The organism is Streptomyces sp. NPDC044921 (assembly GCF_056432865.1).
Genome location: NZ_JBWKIF010000015.1, coordinates 47,252 through 73,458 on the forward strand (window position 1 = coordinate 47,252; position 26,207 = coordinate 73,458).

At 74.0% G+C, this 26,207-nt stretch carries 24 protein-coding genes; 13 read left to right on the top strand and 11 right to left on the bottom strand.

Going from position 1 to position 26,207, the window contains the following annotated elements; genetic code table 11:
* Positions 1 to 6 precede the first annotated feature (6 nt).
* Positions 7 to 912 carry a Gfo/Idh/MocA family protein gene (locus AC07DA_RS23230; RefSeq protein ID WP_479130086.1) on the top strand — a complete coding sequence of 302 codons (906 nt, stop codon included), beginning with the start codon at positions 7 to 9 and terminating at the stop codon, positions 910 to 912.
* Here AC07DA_RS23230 and lnt read toward each other — a convergent pair.
* Together lnt and AC07DA_RS23240 are read right to left on the bottom strand one after the other, a co-directional pair.
* Complete coding sequence (gene lnt / locus AC07DA_RS23235; RefSeq protein ID WP_479130087.1) at positions 836 to 2,410, bottom strand: apolipoprotein N-acyltransferase; 1,575 nt, start codon at positions 2,408 to 2,410, stop codon at positions 836 to 838. The two genes, AC07DA_RS23230 and lnt, sit on opposite strands and share 77 nt — an antisense overlap.
* Positions 2,411 to 2,478: 68 nt before the next feature.
* Positions 2,479 to 2,949 (bottom strand): nuclear transport factor 2 family protein, encoded by a 471-nt coding sequence (locus tag AC07DA_RS23240; protein ID WP_479130088.1) that lies wholly within the window; start codon positions 2,947 to 2,949, stop codon positions 2,479 to 2,481.
* A 91-nt stretch (positions 2,950 to 3,040) separates the two neighbouring features.
* Between AC07DA_RS23240 and AC07DA_RS23245 the strand changes: the two genes are divergently transcribed.
* A complete protein-coding gene (locus AC07DA_RS23245; RefSeq protein ID WP_479130090.1) occupies positions 3,041 to 3,658 on the top strand; it encodes a DUF4291 domain-containing protein in 618 nt (205 codons plus the stop codon).
* Positions 3,659 to 3,763: 105 nt separating this feature from the next.
* On the opposite strand, the gene AC07DA_RS23250 is transcribed toward AC07DA_RS23245, so the two are convergent.
* The 3 genes from AC07DA_RS23250 to AC07DA_RS23260 all read right to left on the bottom strand — a co-directional run bounded on the left by AC07DA_RS23250 (position 3,764) and on the right by AC07DA_RS23260 (position 5,545).
* Positions 3,764 to 3,943 carry a hypothetical protein gene (locus AC07DA_RS23250; RefSeq protein ID WP_086562056.1) on the bottom strand — a complete coding sequence of 60 codons (180 nt, stop codon included), beginning with the start codon at positions 3,941 to 3,943 and terminating at the stop codon, positions 3,764 to 3,766.
* Positions 3,944 to 4,039: 96 nt separating this feature from the next.
* Positions 4,040 to 4,915, bottom strand: coding sequence for an undecaprenyl-diphosphate phosphatase (locus AC07DA_RS23255; RefSeq protein ID WP_479130091.1), 876 nt, complete (start codon positions 4,913 to 4,915; stop codon positions 4,040 to 4,042).
* Positions 4,916 to 5,074: 159 nt separating this feature from the next.
* Positions 5,075 to 5,545, bottom strand: coding sequence for a winged helix-turn-helix transcriptional regulator (locus tag AC07DA_RS23260; protein ID WP_479130092.1), 471 nt, complete (start codon positions 5,543 to 5,545; stop codon positions 5,075 to 5,077).
* Between the two features lie 93 nt (positions 5,546 to 5,638).
* On the opposite strand from AC07DA_RS23260, the gene AC07DA_RS23265 reads away from it, so the two are divergent.
* On the top strand, positions 5,639 to 6,808 hold the full coding sequence (locus tag AC07DA_RS23265; protein ID WP_479130094.1) for a thiolase family protein: 1,170 nt from the start codon (positions 5,639 to 5,641) through the stop codon (positions 6,806 to 6,808).
* Between the two features lie 21 nt (positions 6,809 to 6,829).
* Here the strand turns inward: AC07DA_RS23265 and AC07DA_RS23270 are convergent, their stop codons facing one another.
* Positions 6,830 to 7,621: a TVP38/TMEM64 family protein gene (locus tag AC07DA_RS23270; protein WP_479130095.1), complete on the bottom strand. Its 792-nt coding sequence runs from the start codon at positions 7,619 to 7,621 to the stop codon at positions 6,830 to 6,832.
* Positions 7,622 to 7,963: 342 nt separating this feature from the next.
* Between AC07DA_RS23270 and tuf the strand changes: the two genes are divergently transcribed.
* A complete protein-coding gene (gene tuf / locus AC07DA_RS23275) occupies positions 7,964 to 9,133 on the top strand; it encodes an elongation factor Tu (RefSeq protein ID WP_479130096.1) in 1,170 nt (389 codons plus the stop codon).
* Between the two features lie 90 nt (positions 9,134 to 9,223).
* On the top strand, positions 9,224 to 10,069 hold the full coding sequence (locus tag AC07DA_RS23280; RefSeq protein WP_479130097.1) for a spermidine synthase: 846 nt from the start codon (positions 9,224 to 9,226) through the stop codon (positions 10,067 to 10,069).
* Here AC07DA_RS23280 and AC07DA_RS23285 read toward each other — a convergent pair.
* Together AC07DA_RS23285 and AC07DA_RS23290 are read right to left on the bottom strand one after the other, a co-directional pair.
* On the bottom strand, positions 10,031 to 11,356 hold the full coding sequence (locus AC07DA_RS23285; protein ID WP_479130098.1) for an MFS transporter: 1,326 nt from the start codon (positions 11,354 to 11,356) through the stop codon (positions 10,031 to 10,033). The two genes, AC07DA_RS23280 and AC07DA_RS23285, sit on opposite strands and share 39 nt — an antisense overlap.
* Positions 11,357 to 11,381: 25 nt before the next feature.
* The gene (locus AC07DA_RS23290) at positions 11,382 to 12,392 is read right to left on the bottom strand and encodes a DUF8017 domain-containing protein (RefSeq protein WP_479130099.1); all 1,011 of its coding nucleotides are present in this window, start codon (positions 12,390 to 12,392) and stop codon (positions 11,382 to 11,384) included.
* Between the two features lie 163 nt (positions 12,393 to 12,555).
* Here AC07DA_RS23290 and AC07DA_RS23295 point away from each other — a divergent pair, with 163 nt between their 5' ends.
* From AC07DA_RS23295 to AC07DA_RS23315, 5 genes are all read left to right on the top strand, one after another.
* Positions 12,556 to 13,008, top strand: coding sequence for a DUF4442 domain-containing protein (locus AC07DA_RS23295; RefSeq protein WP_479130100.1), 453 nt, complete (start codon positions 12,556 to 12,558; stop codon positions 13,006 to 13,008).
* 481 nt (positions 13,009 to 13,489) lie between these two features.
* Complete coding sequence (locus AC07DA_RS23300) at positions 13,490 to 15,388, top strand: RICIN domain-containing protein (RefSeq protein ID WP_479130101.1); 1,899 nt, start codon at positions 13,490 to 13,492, stop codon at positions 15,386 to 15,388.
* Between the two features lie 118 nt (positions 15,389 to 15,506).
* Positions 15,507 to 18,020, top strand: a complete 2,514-nt coding sequence (locus AC07DA_RS23305) for a beta-glucosidase (protein WP_479130102.1) — start codon at positions 15,507 to 15,509, stop codon at positions 18,018 to 18,020.
* Between the two features lie 109 nt (positions 18,021 to 18,129).
* Entirely contained in the window at positions 18,130 to 20,514 is a 2,385-nt protein-coding gene (locus AC07DA_RS23310; protein ID WP_479130103.1) for a phosphoketolase family protein, read from the top strand.
* Between the two features lie 72 nt (positions 20,515 to 20,586).
* Complete coding sequence (locus AC07DA_RS23315) at positions 20,587 to 21,225, top strand: DedA family protein (protein ID WP_479130105.1); 639 nt, start codon at positions 20,587 to 20,589, stop codon at positions 21,223 to 21,225.
* 51 nt (positions 21,226 to 21,276) lie between these two features.
* On the opposite strand, the gene AC07DA_RS23320 is transcribed toward AC07DA_RS23315, so the two are convergent.
* Positions 21,277 to 21,804 (bottom strand): gamma carbonic anhydrase family protein, encoded by a 528-nt coding sequence (locus AC07DA_RS23320; protein WP_479130106.1) that lies wholly within the window; start codon positions 21,802 to 21,804, stop codon positions 21,277 to 21,279.
* A 110-nt stretch (positions 21,805 to 21,914) separates the two neighbouring features.
* Here AC07DA_RS23320 and AC07DA_RS23325 point away from each other — a divergent pair, with 110 nt between their 5' ends.
* On the top strand, positions 21,915 to 22,712 hold the full coding sequence (locus AC07DA_RS23325; RefSeq protein ID WP_479130107.1) for an acyltransferase: 798 nt from the start codon (positions 21,915 to 21,917) through the stop codon (positions 22,710 to 22,712).
* 256 nt (positions 22,713 to 22,968) lie between these two features.
* On the opposite strand, the gene AC07DA_RS23330 is transcribed toward AC07DA_RS23325, so the two are convergent.
* Complete coding sequence (locus AC07DA_RS23330) at positions 22,969 to 23,826, bottom strand: EamA family transporter (protein WP_479130108.1); 858 nt, start codon at positions 23,824 to 23,826, stop codon at positions 22,969 to 22,971.
* 97 nt (positions 23,827 to 23,923) lie between these two features.
* Between AC07DA_RS23330 and AC07DA_RS23335 the strand changes: the two genes are divergently transcribed.
* On the top strand, positions 23,924 to 24,496 hold the full coding sequence (locus AC07DA_RS23335) for an XRE family transcriptional regulator (RefSeq protein ID WP_479130109.1): 573 nt from the start codon (positions 23,924 to 23,926) through the stop codon (positions 24,494 to 24,496).
* A gap of 43 nt (positions 24,497 to 24,539) precedes the next feature.
* The gene (locus AC07DA_RS23340) at positions 24,540 to 25,097 is read left to right on the top strand and encodes a YbaK/EbsC family protein (protein ID WP_479130110.1); all 558 of its coding nucleotides are present in this window, start codon (positions 24,540 to 24,542) and stop codon (positions 25,095 to 25,097) included.
* 1 nt (position 25,098) lies between these two features.
* Here AC07DA_RS23340 and AC07DA_RS23345 read toward each other — a convergent pair whose 3' ends face one another.
* A complete protein-coding gene (locus AC07DA_RS23345) occupies positions 25,099 to 26,199 on the bottom strand; it encodes a cation diffusion facilitator family transporter (protein WP_479130111.1) in 1,101 nt (366 codons plus the stop codon).
* Positions 26,200 to 26,207 lie beyond the last annotated feature (8 nt).

Consider the following 26,207-nt stretch of genomic DNA (forward strand, 5'->3'; position numbering starts at 1 on the left):
CGCCACGTGAAGGTCGGCTGCATCGGACTCGGCGACATCGCGCAGAAGGCCTACCTCCCGGTCCTCGCCTTCCAGCCCGGGGTCGAGCTGCACCTGCAGACGCGCACGCCCGCCACGCTCGACAGGGTCGCGGACGGCCTCCACCTCCCGCGCGAGCGGCGGCACACCACCCTCGACTCCCTGCTGGCGGCCGGCCTCGACGCCGCCTTCGTGCACGCGCCCACGCTCGTCCACCCGGAGATCGTGACGCGGCTGCTGGAAGCGGGCGTGCCCACCTACGTCGACAAGCCGCTCGCCTACGAACTGGCCGACTCCGCGCGGCTGGTGGCGCTCGCCGAGGAGCGCGGCGTGAGCCTCGCCGTCGGCTTCAACCGGCGCCACGCCCCCGGCTACACGCAGTGCGCCGACCACCCGCGCGAGCTGATCCTGATGCAGAAGAACCGCGTCGGGCTGCCCGAGGACCCGCGCGCGATGATCCTCGACGACTTCATCCACGTCGTCGACACCCTGCGGTTCCTCGCGCCCGGCGCGATCGACGACGTGACCGTGCGCGCCCGCGTCCGGGACGGCCTGCTGCACCACGTGGTGCTCCAGCTCGCCGGGGACGGCTTCACCGCGCTCGGCGTGATGAACCGGCTCAGCGGCTCCGCCGAGGAGGTCCTGGAGGTGTCCGGGCAGGACACCAAGCGGCAGGTGGTCAACCTGGCCGAGGTGGTCGACCACAAGGGCCAGCCGACCGTGCGGCGGCGCGGGGACTGGGTGCCGGTCGCCCGGCAGCGCGGGATCGAGCAGGCGGTGCTGGCGTTCCTGGACGCGGTCCGGGCCGGCCGGGTGCTCAGCGCCCGGGACGCGCTGGAGACCCATGAGCTGTGCGAACGGGTGGTACGCGCGGTTCAGGAGCGGACCGCCTGAGCCGCAGCGTCCGTACGCCCTCGCCGGCCGCCCACGCGGCGAGGACCAGCAGGGCGGCGTGCACGGTCCAGTCGCCGTGGCGGACGTAGGGCGTGGTGCCGTGCGCGAGGGGGATGTCGTAGGCCCGCGTGGCGGAGGCGTCCGTGCCGAGCCGTGAGCCGACCCGCTCCCCGTCCGGGCCGTAGACGGCCGAGACGCCCGTGAGGGTCGCGTGCACCATGGGGCGGCCGGTCTCGGCGGCGCGCAGGGCGGCGAGGGAGGCGTGCTGCCCGGGCGCCCAGCTCTGCTGGAACGTGGACGTCGCCGACTGGCCGACGAGCACGTCGACGCCTTCCCGCGTGAGGTGGCGGGTCATGTCGGGGAAGGCCGTCTCGAAGCAGACCATCGGCCCGGCGCGCAGACCGTCGCCCACGTCCATCACGACCGGCTGGGAGCCGCGCCGCCGGTCCTCACCGGCCGCCTTGCCGACGGAGGTGGCCCAGCCGAGCAGCGAGCGGGCGGGGACGTACTCGCCGAAGGGGACCAGGCGCATCTTGTCGTAGCGCTGCCCGGTCAGGCCGTCCGGCCCGACGAGGACCGAGCTCTTGTAGATGCCGGGCTTGTCGGAACGCCGGGCGTCCACGTTGACCAGGATGTGGGCGTCCGTCGCGCGGGAGAGGTCCGCGAGGCGCCGGGCGAGGTCGGGCCGGTCGCCGAGGTCGAAGCCGACGCTGCTCTCGCCCCACACGACCAGGTCGACGCCCTGCCCGGCGAGCCGGCGGGTGAGCTGTTCCTCGCGGTCGAACCGGCGGTCACCGCTGTCCGGCCCGCCGATCACGCCCGGCTGGACGACGGCGATCCGGACCTGGCCGTCGACGGCCGGGCGGGGCGCGAAGGCCCAGGCGGCGGAGGTGGCGGCGGCCGTGGCGACGAGCCCGGCCACGGCCGGCACCCGGGCGCGCGGGAGGGCCACCAGGACGGCGACGGCGACGTTCAGGGCCACCAGGAGGAAGCTCAGCAGCCACACCCCGCCCACCGAGGCCAGCCGCAGCGCGGGCGCGACCTGCCACTGACTGCTGCCGAGCATGCCCCAGGGGCCGCCGAGCCCCTGCCAGGAGCGGACCAGCTCGACGGCCAGCCAGGCCGAGGGCAGCACCAGGAGCGCCCCCGCGACCTGGCTCCGCGAGGGGGTCCCGCCCAGCAGGCGGCGCACCAGCCAGCCCCAGGGGGCCCAGAGGGCGCCGAGCAGGGCGGCGATGACGAACGTGAACACGTGCAGGCTCGGCAGCAGCCAGTGGTGCATGGCCAGCATGAAGCCGAAACCGCCGCACCAGCCGTCGTACACCGCCCTCTTCCCGGTCGGCGCGGTGCGCAGCAGCGACAGCCACGGGACCAGCGCGACGTAGGCCCACCACCACAGGGACGGGGCGGGGAAGGCCAGGACGGGGAGGGCGCCCGCCACCGCGGCGGCGGCCGAGCGCCGCCAGGGGGAGGCGAGCCAGTGGCCGAGCGTCTTCATAGGCGCCTCCTACCCCGTGGTTCCTCCAGTGTGCGCCCCGCGGACGATCTAGGACAGAGGAGGCCGGCTCAGTTGATCACAGGTGCCGTGCGCGGCTCGGGAAGGCGCCGCCACTTCTCCCGCACGACGACCTCGCTCAGCCGCCATCCGTCGTCCGTGCGCAGCAGCGCGAAGGCGTACCGGCCGCCGCACACGAAGTCCGGCGCCGGCCCCGCGGTGGCCATGGGGTTGACGTAGTCGGCCTGGACGCGGGCCGTGTCGCCGGTGTCCCCCTCCCAGATCCCGAACCGCACGCGCCGGTTGACGATCAGGTGCTGGCGCATCGAGAACAGCCGCAGGCTCCCGGCGAGCCACCCGGCGACCGCGCCGGCCTCGCCCTCGATGCCGCCGGCCGAGCGGTAGTCCGCCCGCCCCCGGGGCGCGAACGGTCCCCGGTAGGCCTCCCAGTCGCCGTCGTCGACCGCCACCGCGTAGTCGGTGATCAGCCCGTCGACGGCCAGCCGGTCCCGCACGGCAGCGAGCTCCACACGCTGGGTCATCGGCTCAGTGTTGGGCATGCCGGCAGACGAGCCAAGAGCCGCGCGCGATATTCGGTGGCCGTGGGCGTCCGCGGCGGCGAGCCTGTCCCTCGTGAACGACCAGAACGACAACGACCTGAACGAACCGCGCCTGCGGATACGCGCCCGCCACACCGGGTCCACGATCACCGTCTACCAGGCCTACCGACCGGAGATCGGCGGGCCCGCCGCCCGCACCGGCCGCTTCCCGCCGGCCTGGAAGCGCGACCGCATGACCTGGATCAAGCCGTCGTTCCTGTGGATGATGTACCGCTGCGGGTGGGGCACCAAGGAGGGCCAGGAGACGGTCCTGGCCGTCGAGATCCGGCGGGACGGTTTCCTCTGGGCGCTGCGCCACGCCTGCCTGTCCCACCACGTGCCGGCCCTGCACGGCGACCGGGCCGCGTGGCAGCGGCAGCTGAAGCGGGCACCGGCGCGGGTGCAGTGGGATCCGGAGCGGGATCTGCGGCTGCGGCCGCTGCCGTACCGGTCGCTCCAGCTGGGGCTCCGCGGGGAGGCCGCGGCGCGGTACGCGGACGAGTGGATCGTGGGGATCGAGGACGTCACTCCGCTCGCGGCGGAGATCCACGCACGGGTGCGGGCGGGTGAACTCGGGGCCGCCGCCGCGCTGTTGCCCGACGAGCGGCCGTATCCGGTCGAGGACGGGGTGCTGGCGCGGCTGGGCGTGTGAGGGGGGTGCCGGGCGGCCTCTGCCGGGGGTGTTGCGGGCCGGAGCGGCGTACGGCGGTTGAGGAGGCCGGGCAGCGGTTGAGGAGGTCCGGGCGGCGGGTGCCGGTCAGGCCGCCTTGACGACGGCGCCGCGGATCGCGGCCGCCCACTCGACGACGAGCAGCTCGTACTCCGCGCGCTCCTCGGCCGACAGGGTGCCGCCCGTGCGCCGCCACAGCGCACGGATCTCCTCGTTGACCTCGGCAGCGGACCGCACGGAACCAGGGGTCACGAAATCGGGGGACATGCGGACAAGCCTAGGGGCAGCCACTGACAGGCCGCTACCGGACGGCTACCGGATCGCTATGCGGTTGGTCACGAGACGGGGGTCACAGGGGCCGCGTCAGTGGGCCGGCTCCCCCGCGTGCGGACTGATGGCACCCGTGCTGACCAGGGCGATGATGACGATGCCGAGCGCGATGCGGTACCAGACGAAGGGCATGAAGCTCTTGGTCGAGATGAACTTCATGAACCAGGCGATCACCGCGTACCCGACGCCGAAGGCGATCACCGTGGCGAAGATCGTGGGCCCCCACGAGACGTGGCCGCTCTCCGTCGCGTCCTTCAGCTCGAACAGGCCGGAGGCCAGCACGGCGGGGATGGCGAGCAGGAAGGAGTAGCGGGCCGCGGCCTCGCGCCTGTACCCCATGAACAGGCCGCCGCTGATGGTGGCGCCGGAGCGGGAGACGCCCGGGATCAGCGCCATGGCCTGGCACAGGCCGTAGATGAGTCCGTCGCGGACGCCCAGGTCCTCCAGGGCCTTGCGCTGCTTGGGCGCGCGGTGCCGGCCGCCGCTCTCGTCCCGCGCCGCGAGCCGGTCGGCGACACCCAGGACGATGCCCATGCCGATCAGCATCGTCGCGGTGATCCGGAGGTCGCGGAAGGGACCCTCGATCTGGTCCTTCAGCGTCACGCCGAGCACGCCGATCGGGATGGAACCGACGATCACGAGCCAGCCCATCCGCGCGTCGGGATCGCTGCGCAGCGCCTTGTTCGTGAGCGAGCGCGTCCACGTCGAGACGATCCGCCCGATGTCCTTGCGGAAGTAGATCAGGACGGCGGCCTCGGTGCCGATCTGCGTGATCGCCGTGAAGGCCGCGCCCGGGTCCTCCCAGCCCGAGAAGGCCGCCGTCAGGCGCAGGTGCGCGCTGGAGGAGACGGGCAGGAACTCGGTCAGCCCCTGGACGAGTCCGAGGATGAGTGATTCGAACCAAGACATGAGGTAGCGGAGTCCAAGTGCCGATCGTGGGACGGACGACGGGCACACCGGGCCGCCGTTGCGACGAACGGGGGATCATGTGTGCCGAGGGGGAAGCGTAGCGTCCCCGGGAGACCGTCCGGACACAGGGGTTTGCAAGCGGCCCCGCCGCGCGGCGGATCAGGCGGCCGTCGGCCCGGTCACCGTCCAGCCGGGGGCCTGCGGACGGGCCGTGAGGTCTTCGTGGCGCACCTCGTCGCCGCAGGCCCGGCAGGTGACGACCGGGGTGAGGGCCCGGCCGCAGGAGTGCTCCACGACCATCGGGCGGTCGCCGGCCGCCCGCAGATGGCGGTCGCCCCACGCCATGAGGGTCATCAGCACCGGCTCCAGCTCCAGCCCGGCCCGGGTGGGCCGGTACTCGAAGCGCTGCGGGCGCTCGCTGTAGAGGTGCTTGGCGAGGATCCCGGCGTCCACGAGCCGGCGCAGCCGGGTGGCGAGGACGTCGCGCGGAGCGCCGGTGTTGCGCACCAGCTGGTCGAACCGGCCGTTGCCCAGGCACACCTCCCGCAGCACGAGCAGCGAGTACTTCTCGCCGACCAGCGCCAGGGTGTCGGCGATGGAGCAGGGGCGCGGATCCTTGCGAGCGGCCATGCGGCTCAGTCTACGAGAGGGTTGGATTTTCCAACCCGCCGGGATACCGTGAGTTCGGATTTCCTACTCACTGGTAGTCGTGGAGGCCCGCACATGCGTGACGCAGTGATCGTCGAAGCCGTACGCACCCCGATCGGCAAGGGCAAGCCGGACGGCGCCCTCGCGCACGTCCACCCCGTGGAGCTCCTCGCCCACACCCTGCGCACCCTCGTCGAGCGGTCCGGCGTCGACCCGGAGCTGATCGACGACGTCATCGGCGGCACCGTCGACCAGGTCGGCGAGCAGGCCATGAACACCACCCGCTACGCCGTCCTGTCCGCGGGCTTCCCGGAGTCGGTGCCCGCCACCACCGTCGACCGGCAGTGCGGCTCCTCCCAGCAGGCCGTGCACTTCGCGGCGCAGGGCGTCCTCTCGGGCGCCTACGACCTCGTCGTGGCCTGCGGCGTCGAGTCGATGAGCCGGGTGCCGATGTGGTCGAACGTGCCGCCGGGCACGGACCCGTTCGGGCCCGGGGTGGCCGAGCGCTACCCCGAGGGACTCGTCCCGCAGGGCATCAGCGCCGAGCTCATCGCGGCCAAGTGGTCGATCGGCCGCGAGCAGATGGACGCCTTCGCGGTCTCCTCGCACCGCAAGGCCGCCGCGGCCTGGGAGGCGGGGTTCTTCGACGCCGAGGTGGCGCCCCTGGAGGGCCTCACGCGCGACGAGTGCGTCCGGCCGGACAGCACCCCGGAGGTCCTCGCCGGGCTCAGGCCCGCCTACCACGACCCCGGCTTCGCCGAACGGTTCCCGCAGATCGAGTGGAACGTCACGGCGGGCAACGCCAGCCCGATCAACGACGGCGCCTCGGCGGTGCTCATCACGTCCAGCGAGACGGCCGCCCGGCTCGGGCTGCGTCCGCTCGCCCGGCTGCACGGCTTCGCCGTCACCGGCTCCGACCCGCTGCTGATGCTCACCGGCGTGATCCCGGCGACCGAGAAAGTGCTGCGCAGGGTGTCGCTCACCGTCGACGACATCGACCTGTTCGAGGTCAACGAGGCGTTCTCCAGCGTCGTCCTGGCCTGGCAGCAGGAGACCGGCGCCGCCCTCGACCGGGTCAACGTGCACGGCGGCGCCATCGCGCTCGGCCACCCGCTCGGCGCGAGCGGCACCCGGCTGACGACGACCCTGGTGCACGCGATGCGGGAGCGGGGTGCCCGCTACGCGCTCCAGACCATGTGCGAGGCGGGCGGACTCGCCAACGCCATGGTGCTGGAACGCGTCTGAGACAGCGGCCGTGACGGCCCGTCAGAGCGCGCGCAGCCGGTGCCGCTTGCGCCAGGCCACCACCACGCCCGCCAGCGCGGGCAGCGCGATGCAGGCCAGGGCGATCAGGAAGGCGGGGGACGTCGGCGTCGAGGCGCGGGCGCCGGCGACCACGTAGGCGGCGGTGTTCGGGACGGAACCGAGCGCCGTGGCCAGCAGGAACGGCAGCAGGCCCATGCGCGAGACGGAGGCGCAGTAGTTCGCGGCCCAGAACGGCACGCCGGGGAACAGCCGGACCGCCAGCATCGAGCGGAAGCCGTGCCGGCTGAGCTGACCGTCGGCGGCCTTCAGCCAGCGCCCCCGCAGCAGCGGCCGCAACGCCTCCTGGCCCAGGGCCCGGCCCAGGCAGAAGGCGATCCCTGCGCCCAGCACCGTGCCCGCCAGGGCCACGCCCAGGCCGACCTGGGAACCGAACAGGGCACCGCCCGCGAGGTTCAGCAACGGCCGCGGCACGAACGCCACGGTGCACACCCCGTACGCCGCGGCGAACACCAGCGCCGCGGCGGCTCCGCTCAGCTGGGGCGGCCAGCCCTGGGTCAGCAGCCGCTGCGGTTCGAACAGCAGCATCGCGCAGGCGGCCGCGGCGAGCAGGGCGACGAGCAGGGACAGCCGCGACCACGGGGAGAGCAGAACTCTCGTGCAGCGGGCGGCGAAACCGGTGGAGACGGCGGGCGAGGCGGTCGTTGCCGGGGAAGCGGCGACGGCGAGCTCCGCGGTGGTGGCCCGGGGAGAGGCCGTGGCGGTGCCCCCAGAGCGGGTGGTGGCATCGAGCATCCGGTGACACTAACCGACAAATGTGTGTGATCGCCGTATGGTTCGTCTCACCAGCGTCACGGGAACCCGCCGCACCCCCCGTACGCAGGCAGGACGAAAACCGTTCGACGCGCGGTAGGACGTCGGCGATGATCGACGTCATGTTCCGGCACGCCTTCGCCCTCGCAGCATCCGTGGTCACGGATGCCCCGAAGGATGCCGTCACCGTCCTCACGGCCGTCGCGGACGGCGCCCGAAGCTGACCCTCTCCGGTACGTCCGGCGGACCCCGCAAGGGGAGGGTCGGTCAGGTCCCCGGGGTCCCGCTTCTCCACTCCGCCACCCGACGCTTCGAGGTACAGCCATGTCCAAGACGGCCTACGCCCGCACGAAACCGCACCTCAACATCGGCACGATGGGCCATGTCGACCACGGCAAGAGCACCCTGACCGCCGCCATCACCAAGGTCCTCGCCGACCGCGGTACCGGCGCGTTCGTGCCCTTCGACCGGATCGACCGGGCGCCCGAGGAGGCGGCGCGCGGCATCACCATCAACATCGCGCACGTCGAGTACGAGACCGACACCCGGCACTACGCGCACGTCGACATGCCGGGCCACGCCGACTACGTCAAGAACATGGTCACCGGCGCCGCGCAGCTGGACGGGGCGATCCTGGTCGTCTCCGCCCTCGACGGGATCATGCCGCAGACCGCCGAACACGTCCTGCTCGCCCGCCAGGTGGGCGTCGACCACGTCGTGGTGGCGCTCAACAAGGCCGACGCGGGCGACGAGGAGCTCACCGACCTCGTCGAGCTGGAGGTCCGCGACCTGCTCACCGCGCACGGCTACGGCGGTGACACCGTGCCCGTCGTGCGCGTCTCCGGCCTGAAGGCACTGGAGGGGGACCCGCGGTGGACGGCGTCGGTGGAGGCGCTGCTCGACGCGGTGGACACCTACGTTCCGGTGCCCGAGCGGTACCTGGACGCGCCGTTCCTGCTGCCGGTGGAGAACGTGCTGACCATCACCGGGCGGGGGACCGTGGTGACGGGTGCGGTCGAGCGCGGCGTGGTGCGGGTCGGGGACCGGGTCGAGGTCCTCGGGGCGTCGGCCGAGACGGTGGTGACCGGGCTGGAGACCTTCGGCAAGCCGATGGAGGAGGCGCAGGCCGGGGACAACGTGGCGCTGCTGCTGCGGGGGGTGCCCCGGAACGCCGTCCGGCGCGGGCACGTGGTGGCCGCGCCGGGGAGTGTCGTGCCCGGCCGGCGCTTCACCGCGCAGGTGTACGTGCTGTCCGCGCGCGAGGGCGGGCGTACGACGGCGCTCTCCAGCGGGTACCGGCCGCAGTTCTACATCCGGACCGCGGACGTGGTGGGGGTCGTCGACCTCGGCGAGGTCGCTGTCGCGCGGCCCGGTGACACCGTCGTCATGACCGTGGAGCTGGGGCGCGACGTGCCGCTGGAGGCGGGGCTCGGGTTCGCCATCCGTGAGGGTGGCCGGACGGTAGGGGCCGGAACCGTGACCCAGGTCGGTTGAGGCGGCGGGGGGACCGCGGGCCGTCCCGGGCCGCCGGTCGTGCTGTTCCCCGCGCCCCTCGACGGCGCCGTCCCCCCGCACAATGGAGGCGTGAAGGAAGCCCTCCCCGTCGCCCGGCCCGTCGATCACGGGTTCGCCAAGCTCATGCCCGACATCGACCGGGAGCGGGCCTGGCTGCTGACCGTCGACGGGGCACCGCAGTCCTACGTCGATCTGGACGACCCGACGCACCTGGAGTTCGAGTACGCGCGGCGGCTCGGGCACGTGCTGGACGTCGTGGCCGAGCCGGGCCGGGCCCTGGACGTGGTGCATCTCGGCGGCGGGGCCCTCACGCTGCCGCGGTACGTGGCCGTGACGCGGCCGGGGTCACTTCAGGACGTCGTCGAGGCCGACCGGGGGCTGCTGGAGCTGGTGACCGGGCATCTGCCGCTGCCCGCGGGGGCCCGGGTCGCGCTGCACGCGGCGGACGCGCGGGCCTGGGTGGAGAACGCCCGCGCCGACTCGGCGGACGTGATCGTGGCCGACGTGTTCGGCGGTTCGCGGGTGCCGGCGCATCTGACGTCCGTCAGCTACGTGCGGGAGGCCGCGCGGGTGCTCCGGGAGGGCGGGGTCTATCTGGCCAACCTCCCGGACGCGGCTCCGTTCGGCTTCCTGCGGTCCCAGCTCGCCACCCTCGCAACCGTGTTCGAGGAGCTCGTGCTGATCGCCGAGCCGGGGGTGCTGCGGGGGCGCCGGTTCGGCAACGCCGTGCTCGTGGCCGGGCATCGGGCGGTCGACGTCGCCGCCCTGACCCGGCTCACGGCGGCCGACGCCTTCCCCGCGCGGGTGGAACACGGCGCCCGGCTGCGGGAGTTCACGGGCGGGGCGCGGGCGGTGCGCGACGAGGACGCCGTGCCGTCACCCGAGCCCCCCGACGGGGCGTTCGGCATCGGCTGAGGGGCGCTCGGCGACGCCCTTGGCCACCGGGGTGGTCCTGCGGCGCAGGTTGCGCACGTCCGGGACGCACAGCACGGCCGCGGTGACCAGCACGACCAGTCCGGCACAGCCCCACAGGGCCGCCGTACGGCCGAAGGCGTCCTCCGCCGGTCCGGCCGCCGCCGTGGCGAGCGGCACGAACGCCACGGAACCGAACCAGTCGTAGGCCGAGACGCGGGAGAGCTTGGCCTCCGGGATCTCCTGGTGCAGGGCGGTCATCCAGGAGACGCCGAACACCTCGACCGTCGCCCCGGCGACGAACATCACCGCGAACAGGACGCCGACGGGCACCGGGACGGCGAGGGCGGCCGAGGGGAGGGCCAGTGGAAAGACGCACAGGGTGCCGGCGAGCAGCAGCCGCCGGGGCTTCCAGCGGGTCATCAGCAGAGCGCCCGCGACGGTGCCCGCGCCGAACGCGCCCAGGGCGAGGCCCCAGGGACCCGCGCCGCCGAGGTGGTCGCGGGCGACGAGCGGGCCGTAGACGGCGTCGGCGGCGGCGACGACCGCGTTGGCGATGGAGAACTGCACGACGATGCCCCACAGCCATGGGCGGCCGGCGAACTCCCGCCAGCCCTCCCGCAGATCGGCGAGCAGACCGCCGCCCGGTGCCCGGGGCGGTATGTGGCCGACGTCGAGGAAGGCGCGCAGCGCCCCCGCGACGGCGAAGGCCGCCGCGTCCGCCGCCAGCACCCAGCCGGGGCCCATCGCGGCGACCATGGCACCGCCCAGCGCGGCACCGCCCAGACCCGCGCCCTGCATCGCCATCCGGAACACCGCGAACGCGCGGCCCGCCTGCTCGCCCTGGACCGAGGACATCAGCATCCCCTCGGCGGCCGGGCCGAAGAAGGCCTGGCCGGTGCCGCCGAGGGCGGCCAGCAGCATCATCTGCCACAGCAGGGGGTCGCCGGTCAGCACGAGAGCGGCGAAGAGGGCCTGGGAGAGGCAGTTCAGGGCGTTGGCGGCGACCATCACGTGGTGCCGGGGCAGCCGGTCGGCGACGGCGCCGCCGATCAGCAGGAACAGCACCAGCGGCAGCGTCCGCGCGGCCGCCACCAGGCCGACGTCGCCGCCGTCCCCGCCCGCCTCCAGCACGGCGAAGGCCGCGGCGACGAGCGCGCCGTTGCTGCCCAGGCTGGTGACGACGGCGGCGGCGGTCAGCAGGGAGTAGTTGCGGCCCGCCCAGGCGGGTCTGCGGGAGGTCGGTATCGGCACCCGGTGACTATCGCCGGGCCGGGGCCGACTTGCCAAACGCCGCGTGGGCGGTCCGCGCCGGTCACGAGTCGGTGGGCGGCTCCTCGGTGAGGCGCACCGTGCTCAGGATCTTCTGGACGGTCGCCTCGGGCAGCTCGTCCTTGACGCCCTTGGCGCCGTACAGGTTCCAGGTGACGAAGTCGCCCGCGCCGTTCTTGAACGCGAAGGTGATCGCCTTGCCCTCGCTGTCGCACTTGCCGTTCTGGGGCGTGTTCTCCGAGTGCGCCGTGGCGACGCTGCCCTTGAGGCCCGACTTGCTGGTGTACGGCTTGGGCTTGGTGAACTTGACGCTCTTCTTGTCCGGCTGGGTGTAACCGCCGAAGATCCACCACGGCACGCGCGTCTCGGCCGCCATGTCCGCGTTCTTCGCGCCGTTCTCGCCGCGGGTGCCGGCGGTGGCGAGGGCGGTGTCCTCCTCGCGGCCGTCCTTGTTGTCGTCGCTCGTGCACCACTTGGACTTCAGGTAGGCCGGGGCCGTGACGGTGGTGCGGTCCAGCTCGCCGTCCTTCTTCTCCCACTCGAAGCCCACGCTCGTGTCCTGGGAATCGATCTCCCAGTCGGCCGGGACGTCGAACTTGGTGCCGAAGCGCGTGTTGACGACGACCTTCCAGCCCGGGACGGTCGCCTTCTCACCCGGGCCGCCGCGCGGGTTGTCGGCGGAGGCGGAGGCGCTCGGCCCGCCCCCGGACTCCTTCGTGGCGGTCGGGGCCGGCTTCTCGCCGTCCTTCCCGCCCGCCGTGTCGTCCGAGTCGCCGCCCAGCACCAGGAAGCCGGTGACCCCGGCCGCCACGACCACCGCCGTGGCCGCGATGATGGCGACCAGTTTCGTCCGGTTGCCGCCCCCGCCGCCCTGCGGGGGCTGCGGCGCACCGGCCGGTGCGGGCGCGCCCCACTGCGGCTGCTGCCCATAGGGGTTGGGCTGCTGGAAGCCCGGCTGCTGGTACGGATTCGGCTGCTGGTACCCCGGCTGCTGGTAGGGGTTGTTCGTCTGCGGGTTCTGCTCGCCCCCGGGCGGCTGCTGTCCTGGCCACATGGGCAGCAACCCTAGCCGCGCCCAGGACACGATTCGGTCACCGGCCGTGGACGGAGCCGTAGCAACCCGGGGGCGGGGCCGCGGGGAACCAGGCGGGGCACGCGGTGCGGCGGTGGTCACACGGACCTGGTCAGCGGCGTCTACTCGTGAGTAACATTCGGTCATGAGCGCAGACCAGATGTCCATCGGCGAGATGCTCGCCGCCACGGTGCCCATGGCCCGGACCCTGAACCTCGAGTTCCTGGAGACCACGCCGGAGCGTGCGGTGGTGTCCCTGCCGGACCAGAGCGAGTACCACAACCACGTGGGCGGCCCGCACGCCGGTGCGATGTTCACGCTCGGCGAGTCCGCGAGCGGCGCGATCGTGCTGGCCGCCTTCGGGGACCAGCTCTCGCGCGCCGTACCGCTCGCCGTCAGCGCCGAGATCGCCTACCGGAAGCTGGCGATGGGAGCCGTCACCGCCACGGCCACCCTGGGCCGCCCGGCCGCCGAGGTCGTCGCGGAACTCGACGCGGGCCGGCGGCCGGAGTTCCCGGTGGCCGTCGCCATCCGGCGCGCCGACGGCGCCGTGACCGGCGAGATGACCGTCGTGTGGACCCTGCGCCCCAACGGCTGACCGGGCCGTCCCGGACACCGGAGCCCCGGCCGCGGCCGGGGCTCCGGCGTGTTCGGGGCTCCGGTGTGTCCGGGCGGTGATGTCCCCGTGCGGGGCGTCCGCGCCGTCCAGGCCCGCGGGGAACTCCCCGAGCCGGGCCGCGAACTCCGGCCCCGGAGCGGGGCGGTCGCCGGCCGGCCGGGGCGGCTGCTGCGGAGGGGGAGATTCCGTGGACCGGCCGCCTTTTCGCGCACACAACTCGAAACCCGCGACCGCGACGTTTTCGAAAACCGGTACGGATACCGTCGGTAACTTATCTGAATTTCCCGCGTTTTGAACGCAGGTCATCCGAACTCCTTGTTACCTGTCAGTCGTATGTGCGAAGGTGAGCCGCCTCGCACCGGGTCCGCAGCCGACCCGGCCCGGTATGCACCAATCACCCCCTGCTTTCCGACGGACGCGCCATCGGTCTGCCGTCCTGCGGCTGGAAGGAAATGGTTCCGTGCACTCCCCGCACCCCCCACGACCGCCGTACCCGCCGCGCCCCGGAGCGCGGCCCGCGGAGTCCGACCGCAATCTCCTCGCGCAGGTCGGTGACGCCCGCGAAGGCCCCCGCGCCGTCGCGCTGTTGCTCGCCCGGCACTGGCGGCCCGTCCACGCGTACGCGGTGATCTGCCTCGCCTCCGCGGAGGATTCGGCGTCCATGGCGGCGGCCGCCGCGTTCCGCCGCGAACTCGCCGCGCCCGGCGGCGGAGCCCTGCGCCCGCGCCTGCTCGCGGCCGTGCGGGACACGGTCGGCGAGTGGGCCGCCGACGACGGGATTTCCGGAATTCTGCCGGAACTCCGCAAAACCGTCGGTGCCCGCGGTCTGCGCGCCGCACGTTCCGCGACACCGGAAAGGCGGCGTCTCGCCGAGCGCGCATTCCGCGCCCTTCCGGCGGCCTCCCAATGCCTCCTGTGGCACACGGAAGTCGAGGCTGAACCCCTATCCGTACCGGCCGGTCTGGTGGGGGTGGATCCGGCAACGGCGTCGGCCGCCCTGGAGCAGGCGCGCGAACAATTCCGGACCGGCTGCGTACGGGCCCACCGGGAACTCGCACCGACGCCGGAATGCCGCCACTACAACCGCCTGCTGGACGTTCCGATGCGCCGGGGCACGGGCCTGCTGCCGGATCTGCGACGCCATCTGGCGGCGTGCCGCTACTGCCGCCACGCCGCCGAGCAACTCAGCCACTTCGACGACGGGCTGGGCGAACTGCTCGCCGGAACGGTGCTCGGCTGGGGCGCGCGCCGCTACCTCGACTCCCGGCCCGGCCGCGACCCGGGGCGGAGCGGTCCGCGGGCCGGCGGACGCCACCGGCTGCGTCCCGGGGCGCCGAAGCCGGCCGGCTCCTCCGCTCCGCCGAGGCGGCATACGAAGGCGCTGGCCACCGCGGTGGGGGTGACCGCTCTCGTGCTGCTCGCGACCCTGCTGGCCGCGCGTGGCTGGACGGAGGAGGGGGGAACGGCCGACCCGCAGGCCACCTGGGGCGCGGTGAGCGGCCACTCGGTCGACCCGGACGGGGCGGGGTCCGCGCCCGCGGGACCGGACCGGGCCGGATCCGGCCCGGGCGCCCGGGACCCGTCGCCGGCCGGGACCCCGTCGGCCGTCTCCACGGGCCACGTCGCCGAAGTCGCCCGGGGCAGGCTGCGCAACGTGGACAGCGAGCTGTGCCTGGACGTCCGGGGCGGCCGGATCCGCGCCGGCGCCCGGATCGTCCTGGCCGCCTGCTCCGCCGGGTCCCCGCAGTGGTCCTACCAGGACGACGGCCTGCTGCGCAGCGCCGCGGACCCCACGCTCTGCCTCGGCGCGGACACCGGCGCCGGGCCGGTCGTCGTGTCCGGGTGCCTCGTGCACGCCGGGGGCGTGCGCTACGACCTGACCGTGCGCGGTGAACTCCTGCCCCGGGGCGGCGCGGGGCGGGCCGTCGCGCCCGGGAAGGGCCGGAACGTGATCGTCACCGGCCGCGACGGGTCCGGGGCGCAGCGCTGGACGCTGGAACGCGCCCTCACCCCCGGGCCGCCCGCGGATCCGCGGGCCGGGGACACCCCGCAGAGCCCCCGGCAGCGGGACCGGCAGCCGTACGACGGCGCCCCGCCCCGGCACCGGTCCGAGTCAGCCAGTCCCGGCTCCCCGGAGGTTCCGCGGGAGCGGTACGCGCCGCGGTTCGCCCAGGTGGACTGCTGTGACGGGGCCGGTCCCGGGGCGCCCGCCCAGGGGCCCGGGGCACCTGCCGAAGCGCCCGGGGCGCCCGTCGGCACCTCCGGGCCGCCGCCCGGCGCGGACGTCCTCGGCCCCGTGACCGCCACGGTGACCGACGCCGTCACGTCACTCGGCCAGGTGGGCCCCGCCCTGCCGTAGCGGGGCCGGGGGAGAAACGACAAAAGCCGGGGCCGCCCACCCGGGCAGCCCCGGTTCACCCGTCCCGCCCGTGGTGTCCGGCGGGGCGCCGCCCTCCGCCTGGCCCATAGTGCGGTGCATGAACGACACCGCCCCCCGTCACCCCCGGCGCACCGCCCTGTGTCTGCTCGGCGGTGCGATCACCGCCGTCGCCGCGGCACCCTCCCGTGCCTCCCGCGCGCGGGAGGAGCACGAGGCTGGGACGCGGCAAGGACACGCCACCCCGGCGCGGGACGAACACGGCCCGGACGGTGACGCCCGCGTCGAAGGGCTGCTCGCCCGCCTCACCCTGGACGAGAAGATCTCCCTGCTGCACGGCGCCACCGACCCGCGGCCGCTCGGGCAGGCGGGTTACGTGCCCGGCGTCGAGCGGCTCGGCATCCCGGCCCTGCGGCTCGCCGACGGCCCGGCCGGGGTCCGGGTCACCCGGCACGCCACGGCCCTGCCCGCCCCCGTGATGCTGGCCTCCGCCTTCGACCCGGACCTGGCCCGGCGCTACGGCCGGGTCATCGGGCGGGAGGGCCGCGCCCTCGGCCAGGACGTGCTGCTCTCCCCGATGGTCAACCTCATCCGCACCCCGTACGCCGGCCGCAACTTCGAGACCTTCAGCGAGGATCCGCTGCTCACCGCCCACCTGGTCGCCGCCGAGATCGAGGGCATCCAGGGCGAGGGGCTCATCGCGACGGTCAAGCACTTCGCGCTGAACAACCAGGAACGCGACCGCATGACGGTCGACGTGCGCGTGGACGAGCAAACGCTCAACGAGACCGAACTGCGCGGCTTCGAAGCGGCCGTCGCCGCCGGGGCCGGGGCGGTGATGGGCGCCTACAACAAGGTCAACGGCACCTTCGCCTGCGAGAACGAGGCCCTGCTCACCGGCGTCCTGCGCGAACGCTGGGGCTTCGCCGGCTTCGTGATGACGGACTGGTCCGCCGCGCACAGCACCCGCGCGGCCCTCCTGGCGGGCCTCGACATGGAGATGCCCGACGGCACCCACTTCGGCGCGCCCCTCACCTCGGCCGTGCGGGACGGTGGTGTGTCCGAGACCGACGTCGACCGGGCCGTCCGCCGCGTCCTGACCGTCATGGACCGCTTCGGGCTGCTCGACGGCACCGCCCCACCCCGCCCGGACCGGGACGCCGCGGCCGGTGCGGCCGTCGCCCGTGAGGTCGCCGAGGCGGGCGCCACCCTGCTGCGCAACACGGACGGCACCCTGCCCCTGACCGGCGGCGGCAGCGTCGCCGTGATCGGGCCGACCGGCGCCCGCCCCCTGGTCAGCGGCGGCGGCAGCGCCCACGTCGTGCCCGAGCACGCCGACAGCCCCCTGGACGCCATCCGGTCGCGCGCCGCCCGGGTGACCCACGCGCTGGGCGAGGACGTCTTCGGCAAGCCCGTACCGGCGAGCGCGCTCGATCCCGCCCTCGACACCGAGGCGCGGCACGTCGAGCCCGGCCGGACGTGGCACTACGACGGCACGCTCACCGTCGACGCGACGCAGACCTGGACCCTCGTGCTCCACTACTCCGGCACGCCCCCGCTCCGCCCGCGGGTCCTCCTCGACGGCGAGGAGCTCTTCCCGCTGACGCCCGGCTGGGACGAGTACTTCACCGGCGGCCTGCTCACGCACGCGGACGACGGGCTGTCCGTACGCCGCGCGACCGTGACGCTCACCCGGGGCGGTCACCGGCTGTCCGTCACGGCGCGGGGCGGAGACGCCGGCCTGCTGTTCCGGCTGCGGCACATCACCGAGGCGACCCGCGCCGAAGACGTGGCGGAAGCCGTACGGATCGCCCGCGCCGCCCGGGACGTCGTCCTCTTCGCCTACGAGGACGCCATCGAGGGCCGGGACCGCACGACCGTCGCCCTCCCCGGCAACCAGGAGCGGCTGATCGAGGCCGTCACCGCGGCCAACCCGCGCACCACCGTCGTCCTCAACACCTCGTCCGCGACGTCCATGCCGTGGCTGGAGCGCACCGGCGCCGTGCTCCAGATGTACTACCCCGGCCAGGAAGGAGCCGCCGCCACCGCCGCCGTCCTGTTCGGCGAGCGCGACCCCGGCGGACGCCTCACCCAGACCTTCCCGGCCGACGACGACCACCACCCCGTCGCCGGGGACCCGCGCCGCTACCCCGGCGTGGACGGCACCGAGCACTACACCGAGGGCGTGCACGTCGGCCACCGCTGGTACGACGCCGAGGACGTGCGGCCGCTGTTCCCCTTCGGGCACGGTCTGTCGTACACCTCCTTCGCCTACCGGGACCCGGACGCGCGCTGGACGGGCGACGGGCTCGACGTGGCCTTCACCGTCCGCAACACCGGCCCGCGCGAGGGCGTGGACGTACCGCAGGTCTACGCCGGCCCGTCCCCGGACCTCCCGCTCGACCAGCCGGTGCGCGTGCTGGCCGGGTACCGGCGGCTCGCGCTGCGGGCCGGGCAGGAGCGGTGCGTCACCGTACGGGTCGAGCGGCGGAGCCTGTCCTGCTGGGACCCCGCGCTCCACGACTGGGTGCTCGGCACCGGCCCGCGCACCCTGTGGATCGGGGCGTCGTCCCGGGACCTGCGGCTGCGCACGCGCGTACGCGTGGGTGGCTGAGACCGACCGGAACCGCCCCCGGCGGGCGCACGGCCGAGAGGCGACCGGCATCGATCCGGACCACACTGGTACTCCTCCTGGAGCCGTCGCAGAACCCAGGGAGTCACCCATGCCCGAGGCACCGCGCCCGGAGACCACGACCGCACCGACCGACGACGAACTGCGCACCCTGGACGCCCACTGGCGGGCCGCCAACTACCTGGCGGCCGGTCAGATCTACCTGCTCACCAACCCGCTGCTCACCGAGCCGCTGCGCCCTGAGCACATCAAGCCCCGGCTGCTGGGGCACTGGGGCACCTCGCCCGGCCTGAACCTCGTCTACACCCACCTCAACCGGGTCATCGCGCAGCGCGGTCTGGACGCCCTGTGCATCTGGGGCCCCGGGCACGGCGGGCCCTCGGTCCTGGCCAACTCCTGGCTGGAGGGCAGCTACGGCGAGAAGTACCCGGACGTGTCGCGGGACGCCCGGGGCATGGAGCGGCTGATGCGGCAGTTCTCGTTCCCCGGCGGTGTGCCCAGCCACGTCGCTCCCGAGGTACCCGGCTCCCTCCACGAGGGCGGCGAACTCGGCTACTCCCTCGCGCACGCCTACGGTGCCGCCCTGGACAACCCGGACCTGCTGGTCGCCTGCGTGATCGGCGACGGCGAGGCGGAGACCGGTCCGCTGGCGGCGTCCTGGCACTCCAACAAGTTCCTCGACCCGGTGCACGACGGGGCCGTGCTGCCCATCCTGCACCTGAACGGGTACAAGATCGCCAACCCGACGGTGCTGTCCCGGCTGTCCGAGGACGAACTCGACGCGCTCCTGCGCGGCTACGGCCACGAGCCGGTCCACGTCTCCGGCGACGACCCCGCGCGGGTGCACCGGCAGATGGCCCGGGCGATGGACACCGCGCTGGACCGTATCGCCGAGGCCCAGCACGCCGCCCGCGAGCGGGGGGTGACCGAGCGCCCGCGCTGGCCCGTCATCGTGCTGCGCACCCCGAAGGGCTGGACGGGCCCGGCCGAGGTCGACGGCCAACCGGTCGAGAACACCTGGCGCGCCCACCAGGTGCCGCTGTCCGGGGTCCGGGACAACCCGGAGCACCTGCGGCAGCTGGAGGCGTGGCTGCGCTCCTACCGCCCCGAGGAACTGTTCGACGCCGAGGGCCGTCCCGTCGCGGACGTCCTGGCGCCGATCCCCGAGGGCGAACGCAGGCTCGGCGCCACGCCGCACGCCAACGGCGGACTGCTCGTCCGTGACCTGCCGATCCCGTCCCTGGACGACTTCGCCGTCCCCGTGGACAAGCCGGGCACGACGCTGCACGAGCCCACCCGGGTCCTCGGCGACCTCCTGGCCCAGGTCATGCGGGACACCGCCGACCGCCGGAACTTCCGCCTGGTCGGCCCGGACGAGACCGCCTCCAACCGGCTCCAGGCCGTGTTCGATGCCAGCGGCAAGGCCTGGCAGGCCGGGACGCTCGACGTCGACGAGCACCTCGACCCGCACGGCCGCGTCATGGAGATCCTCTCCGAACACCTCTGCCAGGGCTGGCTGGAGGGCTACCTCCTCACCGGCCGGCACGGACTGTTCTCCTGCTACGAGGCGTTCGTGCACATCGTCGACTCCATGGTCAACCAGCACATCAAGTGGCTGCGCACCTCCCGGCGCCTGCCCTGGCGCGCCCCCGTCGCCTCCCTCAACTACCTGCTGACCTCGCACGTGTGGCGCCAGGACCACAACGGCTTCTCCCACCAGGACCCCGGCTTCGTCGACCACGTCCTCAACAAGAGCCCCGAGGTGGTGCGGGTCTACCTGCCGCCGGACGCCAACACGCTGCTGTCGGTGGCCGACCACGCCCTGCGCAGCCGCGACTACGTCAACGTGATCGTGGCCGGCAAGCAGCCCTGCTTCGACTGGCTCTCCATGGACGAGGCCAAGGTCCACTGCGCCCGCGGCGCCGGCACCTGGGAATGGGCCGGCACCGAGGACGGCGGCGAGCCCGACGCCGTCCTGGCCTGCGCCGGGGACGTCCCCACCCAGGAGACCCTCGCCGCCGCGCACCTGTTGCGCCGGTACCTGCCCGAACTGTCCGTCCGCGTGGTGAACGTCGTCGACCTGGCCCGGCTGCTGCCCCAGGAGGAGCACCCGCACGGGATGAGCGACTTCGAGTACGACGGCCTGTTCACCACGGACAAGCCGGTGATCTTCGCCTACCACGGCTACCCCTGGCTGATCCACCGCCTGGCCTACCGCCGTACCGGGCACAGGAACCTGCACGTGCGCGGTTACAAGGAGGCCGGCACCACGACGACCCCGTTCGACATGGTGGTGCGCAACGACCTCGACCGCTACCGCCTGGTCATGGACGTCATCGACCGCGTCCCCGGCCTCGCGGTGCGCGCCACGGCCGTGCGCCAGCGGATAGCCGACGCCCGCACCCGCCACCACGCCTGGATCCGCGAGCACGGCACCGACCTGCCCGAGGTCGCCGAGTGGAGCTGGAACGCCTGAGTCACGAGGGACGTCCTATGAGCCGGTAGGCTTCCCGGGGCCCGCAGGGAAGCACAGGGAAAGGAACCGGCGTTGCACGTCCAGGAGTGGCTCGAAACGGTACCCGCGGTCGCCGTCTACGCACTGGTGGGCGTGGTCATCGGTCTGGAGAGCCTGGGCATCCCGCTGCCGGGCGAGATCATCCTGGTCTCGTCCGCGCTGCTCGCCTCCCAGCACGGCGACATCGACCCCGTCGTCCTCGGCGCCAGCGCCACGGCGGGAGCGATCATCGGCGACTCGATCGGCTACGCCATCGGCCGCAAGGGCGGGCGGCCCCTGCTGGCCTGGCTGGGCCGGAAGTTCCCCCGGCACTTCAGCGAGGGGCACGTCGCCACCGCCGAGCGCTCCTTCGAGAAGTGGGGCATGTGGGCCGTCTTCTTCGGCCGCTTCGTCGCCCTGCTGCGCATCTTCGCGGGCCCCCTCGCGGGTGTGCTGCGCATGCCGTACTGGAAGTTCGCCCTCGCCAACGTCCTCGGCGGCATCCTCTGGGCCGGCGGCACGACGGCGGTCATCTACTACGTCGGTGTCGTCGCGGAGTCCTGGCTCAAGCGCTTCTCCTGGCTGGGCCTGGTGGCGGCGGTCCTGGTCGGCCTCACGTCCATGCTGGTGATCAAGCGCAAGGCGAAGAAGGCGGGCCGGACCCTGGAAGCGACCGGGGCGCGAGCCGGCTGACGGCGGCGGGACGCGGAGCGTGCAGCCCCGAGGCGCCGCCCGCCGCACCCGCTAGGCGTGCACCTCCCGGTGCGCCTTGGCCAACTCGGCGTACATCGTGCCGTTGAGGGTGACGCCCTGCCGCTCCTCCTCGGACAGCTCCCGCCGCACCTTCGCGGGCACCCCGGCGACCAGCGACCCGGGCGGCACCACCATCCCCTGCGGCACCAGCGCCTGCGCGGCGACCAGGGACCCGGCGCCGATCACGGCCCCGTTCAGCACGGTCGCCCCCATGCCGATGAGGCAGTCGTCCTCGACCGTCGCCCCGTGCACCACCGCGTTGTGCCCGATGGACACCCGCTCACCGACGCGCACGGGGAAACCCGGGTCGGCGTGGAGCGTGCAGTTGTCCTGCACGTTGCTGCTCGCCCCGACGGAGATCGACTCGACGTCCCCGCGCAGCACGGCCCCGTACCAGACGCTCGCGCCGGCGCCGAGCGTCACGCCCCCGATCACCGATGCCGTCGGCGCCACGAACGCCGACCCGTCGATCTCCGGCTCCCTGCCGCCGATCCCAGTGATCATCGCCTGCTGTGCCATGCCCGCCTCCCGGAGATGTCGTGGACACCCGCACCGTACGCCACCGGGTAGGGCGAAGATCACAGGCCCTCGGCCCTTCGCGTGCGCGCTCCGCTGAGTACGGTGAGCTCGTGCCGAAGCGCAAGAACACGTTCTCATCCTGGCGGCGGGGCCTGACGCAGCGCGCCGTCCACGCGGGCTGGGCCTGGCTGCAGCGCACGGCCTCCGTGACCGCCGAGCACCCGGGGCGCTACCGCTTCGGCGCGATGGGAACAGGTACCAGGCTCGCCTTCCCGCTCGGCACGGTCTTCGGCGAGCCCTGGATCCACCTCGGCTCCCACTGCATCATCGGCGAGCAGGTCACGCTCACGGCCGGTCTGATGCCCGACCTCGACCTCGGCCCGGACCCCATCCTGCGCGTCGGCGACGGGGTCGTCCTGGGCCGCGGCAGCCATGTCATCGCGGACACCACGGTCACGATCGGCCGCGACTGCTACTTCGGCCCGTACGTGTACGTCACGTCCACGAACCACTCCTACGACGACCCGCACCAGCCGATCGGCAAGCAGTGGCCGCGGATGGAGCCGGTCGAGATCGGCACCGGCTGCTGGATCGGCACCGGGGCGGTGATCCTGCCCGGGGCCCGGATCGGGCGGAACGTGGTGGTGGCCGCGGGCGCGGTGGTGCGGGGCACGGTCCCGGACCACGCGGTGGTCGCGGGCGCGCCGGCCCGCGTCGTACGGCGCTGGACCCCCGCCGACGGCTGGCAGCCGCCGCTGCGCACCCCGGCGCCGGTGCCGATACCGGAGGGTGTCACCCCCGAGCAACTGCGGGCGCTGTCGGCACTCGACGAGGAGACGGCGGCCCGTCTGGCCGAGCTGGACGAGGAGGCGGCGGCCGGTCTGGCCGAGCTGGAGCCCGGCTCCTGACGGCCGGTCCGGTGCGGCAGCGTGAGTGCGGTGCCTGACGGCCGGTCCGGTGCGGCAGGGTGAGTCCGGTGCCTGGGCCGCCGGTGCGGCGGAGTGGTGACCGGGTCGGAACCGCGGGTCCGGTGGAGTGCGGCCCGGTTCCGGAAGCACCGGGGTGGTGCCGTTGGAGCTCCGTCCGGGAAACCATCGGTCTGGTGCGGCTGGAGCCGGGCCGCCGAGGCGGGCGGGGGGCGGAGCCCGCTCCGTGGGGCCGGGCTCAGCCCGACGCGAGCAGGACCGTGCCGACCAGTGCCAGTCCCGCGCCCGCGGCCTGGATCGCGCGCAGCCGTTCGCGGAGGAACCCGCGCGCGGCCACCGCCGTCACCACCGGGTAGAGCGAGGCGAGGACGGCCGCCACGGTGACCGGGCCCTGCTGCGCCGCGATCGAGTAGGTGCCGTTGGCGGCGACGTCCGCGAGGCCGACGAAGGCCAGGGCGGGCAGGGTGCGCCACGGGAAGCCGTCCGCCGGGAGCGCGGGCGCGCCCCGCCGTACCGAGACGTACAGCGCCAGCCCGCCGGCGGCGACGTTGGTCACCCGCTGGACGAACAGGGCGAGGAACAGCCCCGTCAGTGTCGTCGACGCCTCGGCGATCAGGGCCATCACCGCCCCGAAGCCGAACGCCGCGAGCAGGGTCAGCGCGATGGCCTGGCGCTGCACCGGAGCGCCCCGGAACTGGGGGCCGCCCGCGAGGCAGATCCCGGCGACGGCGACCAGGATGCCGACGAACTGCAGCAGGCCTGGGCGTTCGCCCAGCACCAGACCCACCCCGACCGGCACGGCCACGCCGATCGAGCCGAGCGGTGAGACCACGCCCATGGGACCCAGCGCGAGCGCCTTGTAGAAGGCCAGCATCGCCACCGGCCCGACGAGACCGGCCGCCACGGCGAACCACAACTGCGGGCCCGCCTCGCTCCAGCCGCCGGTCGCCGCGACGATCGCGCCCAGCACGGCCACCGCGATCGACTGCGAGACGACGACCACGGTGAGCGCGGGGGTGCGCCGGGTCAGCAGCCCGCCGCCGAAGTCGGCCAGACCCCACAGCACGCTGGTGGCCAGGGCGAAGAGCGCTGTCATGGGGCTCGGACCTCGCAGTACAGTTCAGTGAACGATCAGGTCAACCAGACCATAGTGCACTGCATTGCGCTGTGTCATACAAAATATTGGACGGAACGTGTCGGACCTCGACCTGCTGACCCAGTCCCTGGCGCGCAGCGTCAAGCACTGGCGCGCGGTGCGCGGCTTCACCCTGGACGTGCTCGCCGCCCGCGCGGGCGTCAGCCGCGGCATGCTCATCCAGATCGAGCAGGCCCGCACCAACCCCAGCCTCGGCACCGTCGTCAAGATCGGTGACGCGCTCGGCGTCAGCATCACCACCCTGCTGGAACACGAGCAGGGGCCGAACGTCCGCATCGTCCCCGCCGAGCAGGCCGTACGGCTGTGGCACACCGACGCGGGCAGCTACAACCGGCTGCTCGCGGGCACCGAGGCGCCCGGACCGCTGGAGCTGTGGGACTGGCGGCTCATGCCCGGCGAGAGCAGCCCCTCGGACCCTCACCCCGCCGGCACGACCGAACTGCTCCACGTCACGGCCGGCGAACTGACGCTCACGGTCGACGGCGTCGAGCACCGCGTCCCCGCGGGCGCGACGGTCCACTTCGAGGCCAACGTCCCGCACACGTACGGCAACACCGGGGACGTGCCGATGGAGATGGTCATGGCCGTCTCCGTGCCGCCCGTGCCCTGAGACGCCCGCCCCGAGGGCGGCCGGGAGTTGTTAGCGTGCGGCCATGCGCGCACCCCTCGGACACTTCGACGACGCCCGCCCGGCCCCCGACTGCCTCGACGAACTGACCGGCCCGGTCGCCGACGCCGTACGCCACTGGCGCGGCGCCGTCCCGGCAGAGCGGATCCTCTACGTGGACACCGAGCCGGAGTGGGCCGACACGGCCACCTTCGTGGAGCACTACGGCCGGGAGCTGCTGGAGCAGTCCGCGAACTGTGTGGTGGTGACCGGCAGGCGCGGTGGTGAGACGACTCTCGCCGCCTGCGTCGTGCCGTCCACCACCCGCGTCGACGTGAACAACGCCGTGCGCCGCCGACTCGGCGCGCGCAAGGCCTCGTTCGCCCCGATGGACACGGCGACCGGCGAGACCGGCATGGAGTACGGCGGCATCACCCCGCTCGGCCTGCCGGAGGGCTGGCCCGTGCTGGTGGACGCCGCCGTCGTCGACCTGCCGTACGTGCTCGTCGGCAGCGGCCGGCGGCGCGGCAAGCTCCTGGTGCCGGGCAAGGCGTTCGCGGAACTGCCGGGCGCGGTGGTCCTCGAAGGGCTCGGGGTGTCCTGACCTACGCCGCCGTGTGGTGCGCCAGCGGCAGATGGGGGTCCGTCTCGCCGGGGGCCGGTTCCGGGTCCGCGTGCACCAGGGCCGCGGTGAGACGGGGCACCGCGTGCAGCAGCGCGTGCTCGGCGTCGACGGCGATCCGGTGGGCCTCGCGCACCGTCACGCCGCCGTCGACCACCACCGCCACCTCGGCGCGCAGCCGGTGGCCGATCCAGCGCAGCCGCAGCTCGCCCACCCCGCGCACGCCGGGGACCTGGGCCAGCGCCCGCTCGGCCCGGTCGACCAGGGCCGGGTCGACGGCGTCCAGCACCCGCCGGAACACCTCCCGTGCCGCGTCCCGCAGGACCAGCGCGATGGCCGCCGTGATCGCCAGGCCGACGACCGGGTCCGCCAGGTGCAGGCCCAGGGCCGAGCCGCCGGCCCCCAGCAGTACGGCCAGGGAGGTGAAACCGTCCGTGCGGGCGTGCAGTCCGTCGGCGACCAGCGCGGCGGAACCGATCGCGCGGCCCACGCGGATGCGGTAGCGGGCCACCCACTCATTGCCCGCGAACCCCACCAGCGCGGCCACGGCGACCGCCGGGACGTGCTCCACGGGACGCGGTTCGAGCAGGCGGCCGACGGCCGTCCAGCCCGCGAAGACCGCCGACGCGGCGATCGTCAGCACGATCACCAGGCCCGCCAGGTCCTCGGCCCGGCCGTAGCCGTAGGTGAAGCGGCGGGTGGCCGCCCGCCGCCCCAGCACGAAGGCGATGCCGAGCGGCACGGCGGTCAGCGCGTCGGCGGTGTTGTGCACCGTGTCCCCGAGCAGGGCCACCGAACCGGAGGCGGCCACCACGCACGCCTGCGTCAGCGCCGTCGCGCCGAGCACCGCGAGCGAGACCCACAGGGCCCGCATCCCGCGTGCCGAGGACTCCAGGGCCGAGTCCACCTTGTCGGCCGCCGCGTGGGAGTGCGGCGTGAGGAGGTGCCCCAAGCGGCGGCGCGGGCCGTGCGGCCGGCCGTGGCCGTGCTCGCGGTCGTGCGGCCGGCCGTGGCCGTGCTCGCGGTCGTGGCGCGGGCCGTCGTCGCGGCCGTGGGGGTGGGAGTGCTCGTGCCGGTCGCTCACGGGGGTTC

Excerpts from the sequence above, each read along its gene's own strand:
- lnt (WP_479130087.1), bottom strand. The coding sequence starts at position 2,410 with ATGAAGACGCTCGGCCACTGGCTCGCCTCCCCCTGGCGGCGCTCGGCC.
- AC07DA_RS23240 (WP_479130088.1), bottom strand. The coding sequence starts at position 2,949 with ATGACCCAGCGTGTGGAGCTCGCTGCCGTGCGGGACCGGCTGGCCGTC.
- AC07DA_RS23250 (WP_086562056.1), bottom strand. The coding sequence starts at position 3,943 with ATGTCCCCCGATTTCGTGACCCCTGGTTCCGTGCGGTCCGCTGCCGAG.
- AC07DA_RS23255 (WP_479130091.1), bottom strand. The coding sequence starts at position 4,915 with ATGTCTTGGTTCGAATCACTCATCCTCGGACTCGTCCAGGGGCTGACC.
- AC07DA_RS23260 (WP_479130092.1), bottom strand. The coding sequence starts at position 5,545 with ATGGCCGCTCGCAAGGATCCGCGCCCCTGCTCCATCGCCGACACCCTG.
- AC07DA_RS23265 (WP_479130094.1), top strand. The coding sequence starts at position 5,639 with ATGCGTGACGCAGTGATCGTCGAAGCCGTACGCACCCCGATCGGCAAG.
- AC07DA_RS23270 (WP_479130095.1), bottom strand. The coding sequence starts at position 7,621 with ATGCTCGATGCCACCACCCGCTCTGGGGGCACCGCCACGGCCTCTCCC.
- tuf (WP_479130096.1), top strand. The coding sequence starts at position 7,964 with ATGTCCAAGACGGCCTACGCCCGCACGAAACCGCACCTCAACATCGGC.
- AC07DA_RS23290 (WP_479130099.1), bottom strand. The coding sequence starts at position 12,392 with ATGTGGCCAGGACAGCAGCCGCCCGGGGGCGAGCAGAACCCGCAGACG.
- AC07DA_RS23295 (WP_479130100.1), top strand. The coding sequence starts at position 12,556 with ATGAGCGCAGACCAGATGTCCATCGGCGAGATGCTCGCCGCCACGGTG.
- AC07DA_RS23305 (WP_479130102.1), top strand. The coding sequence starts at position 15,507 with ATGAACGACACCGCCCCCCGTCACCCCCGGCGCACCGCCCTGTGTCTG.
- AC07DA_RS23310 (WP_479130103.1), top strand. The coding sequence starts at position 18,130 with ATGCCCGAGGCACCGCGCCCGGAGACCACGACCGCACCGACCGACGAC.
- AC07DA_RS23320 (WP_479130106.1), bottom strand. The coding sequence starts at position 21,804 with ATGGCACAGCAGGCGATGATCACTGGGATCGGCGGCAGGGAGCCGGAG.
- AC07DA_RS23330 (WP_479130108.1), bottom strand. The coding sequence starts at position 23,826 with ATGACAGCGCTCTTCGCCCTGGCCACCAGCGTGCTGTGGGGTCTGGCC.
- AC07DA_RS23340 (WP_479130110.1), top strand. The coding sequence starts at position 24,540 with ATGCGCGCACCCCTCGGACACTTCGACGACGCCCGCCCGGCCCCCGAC.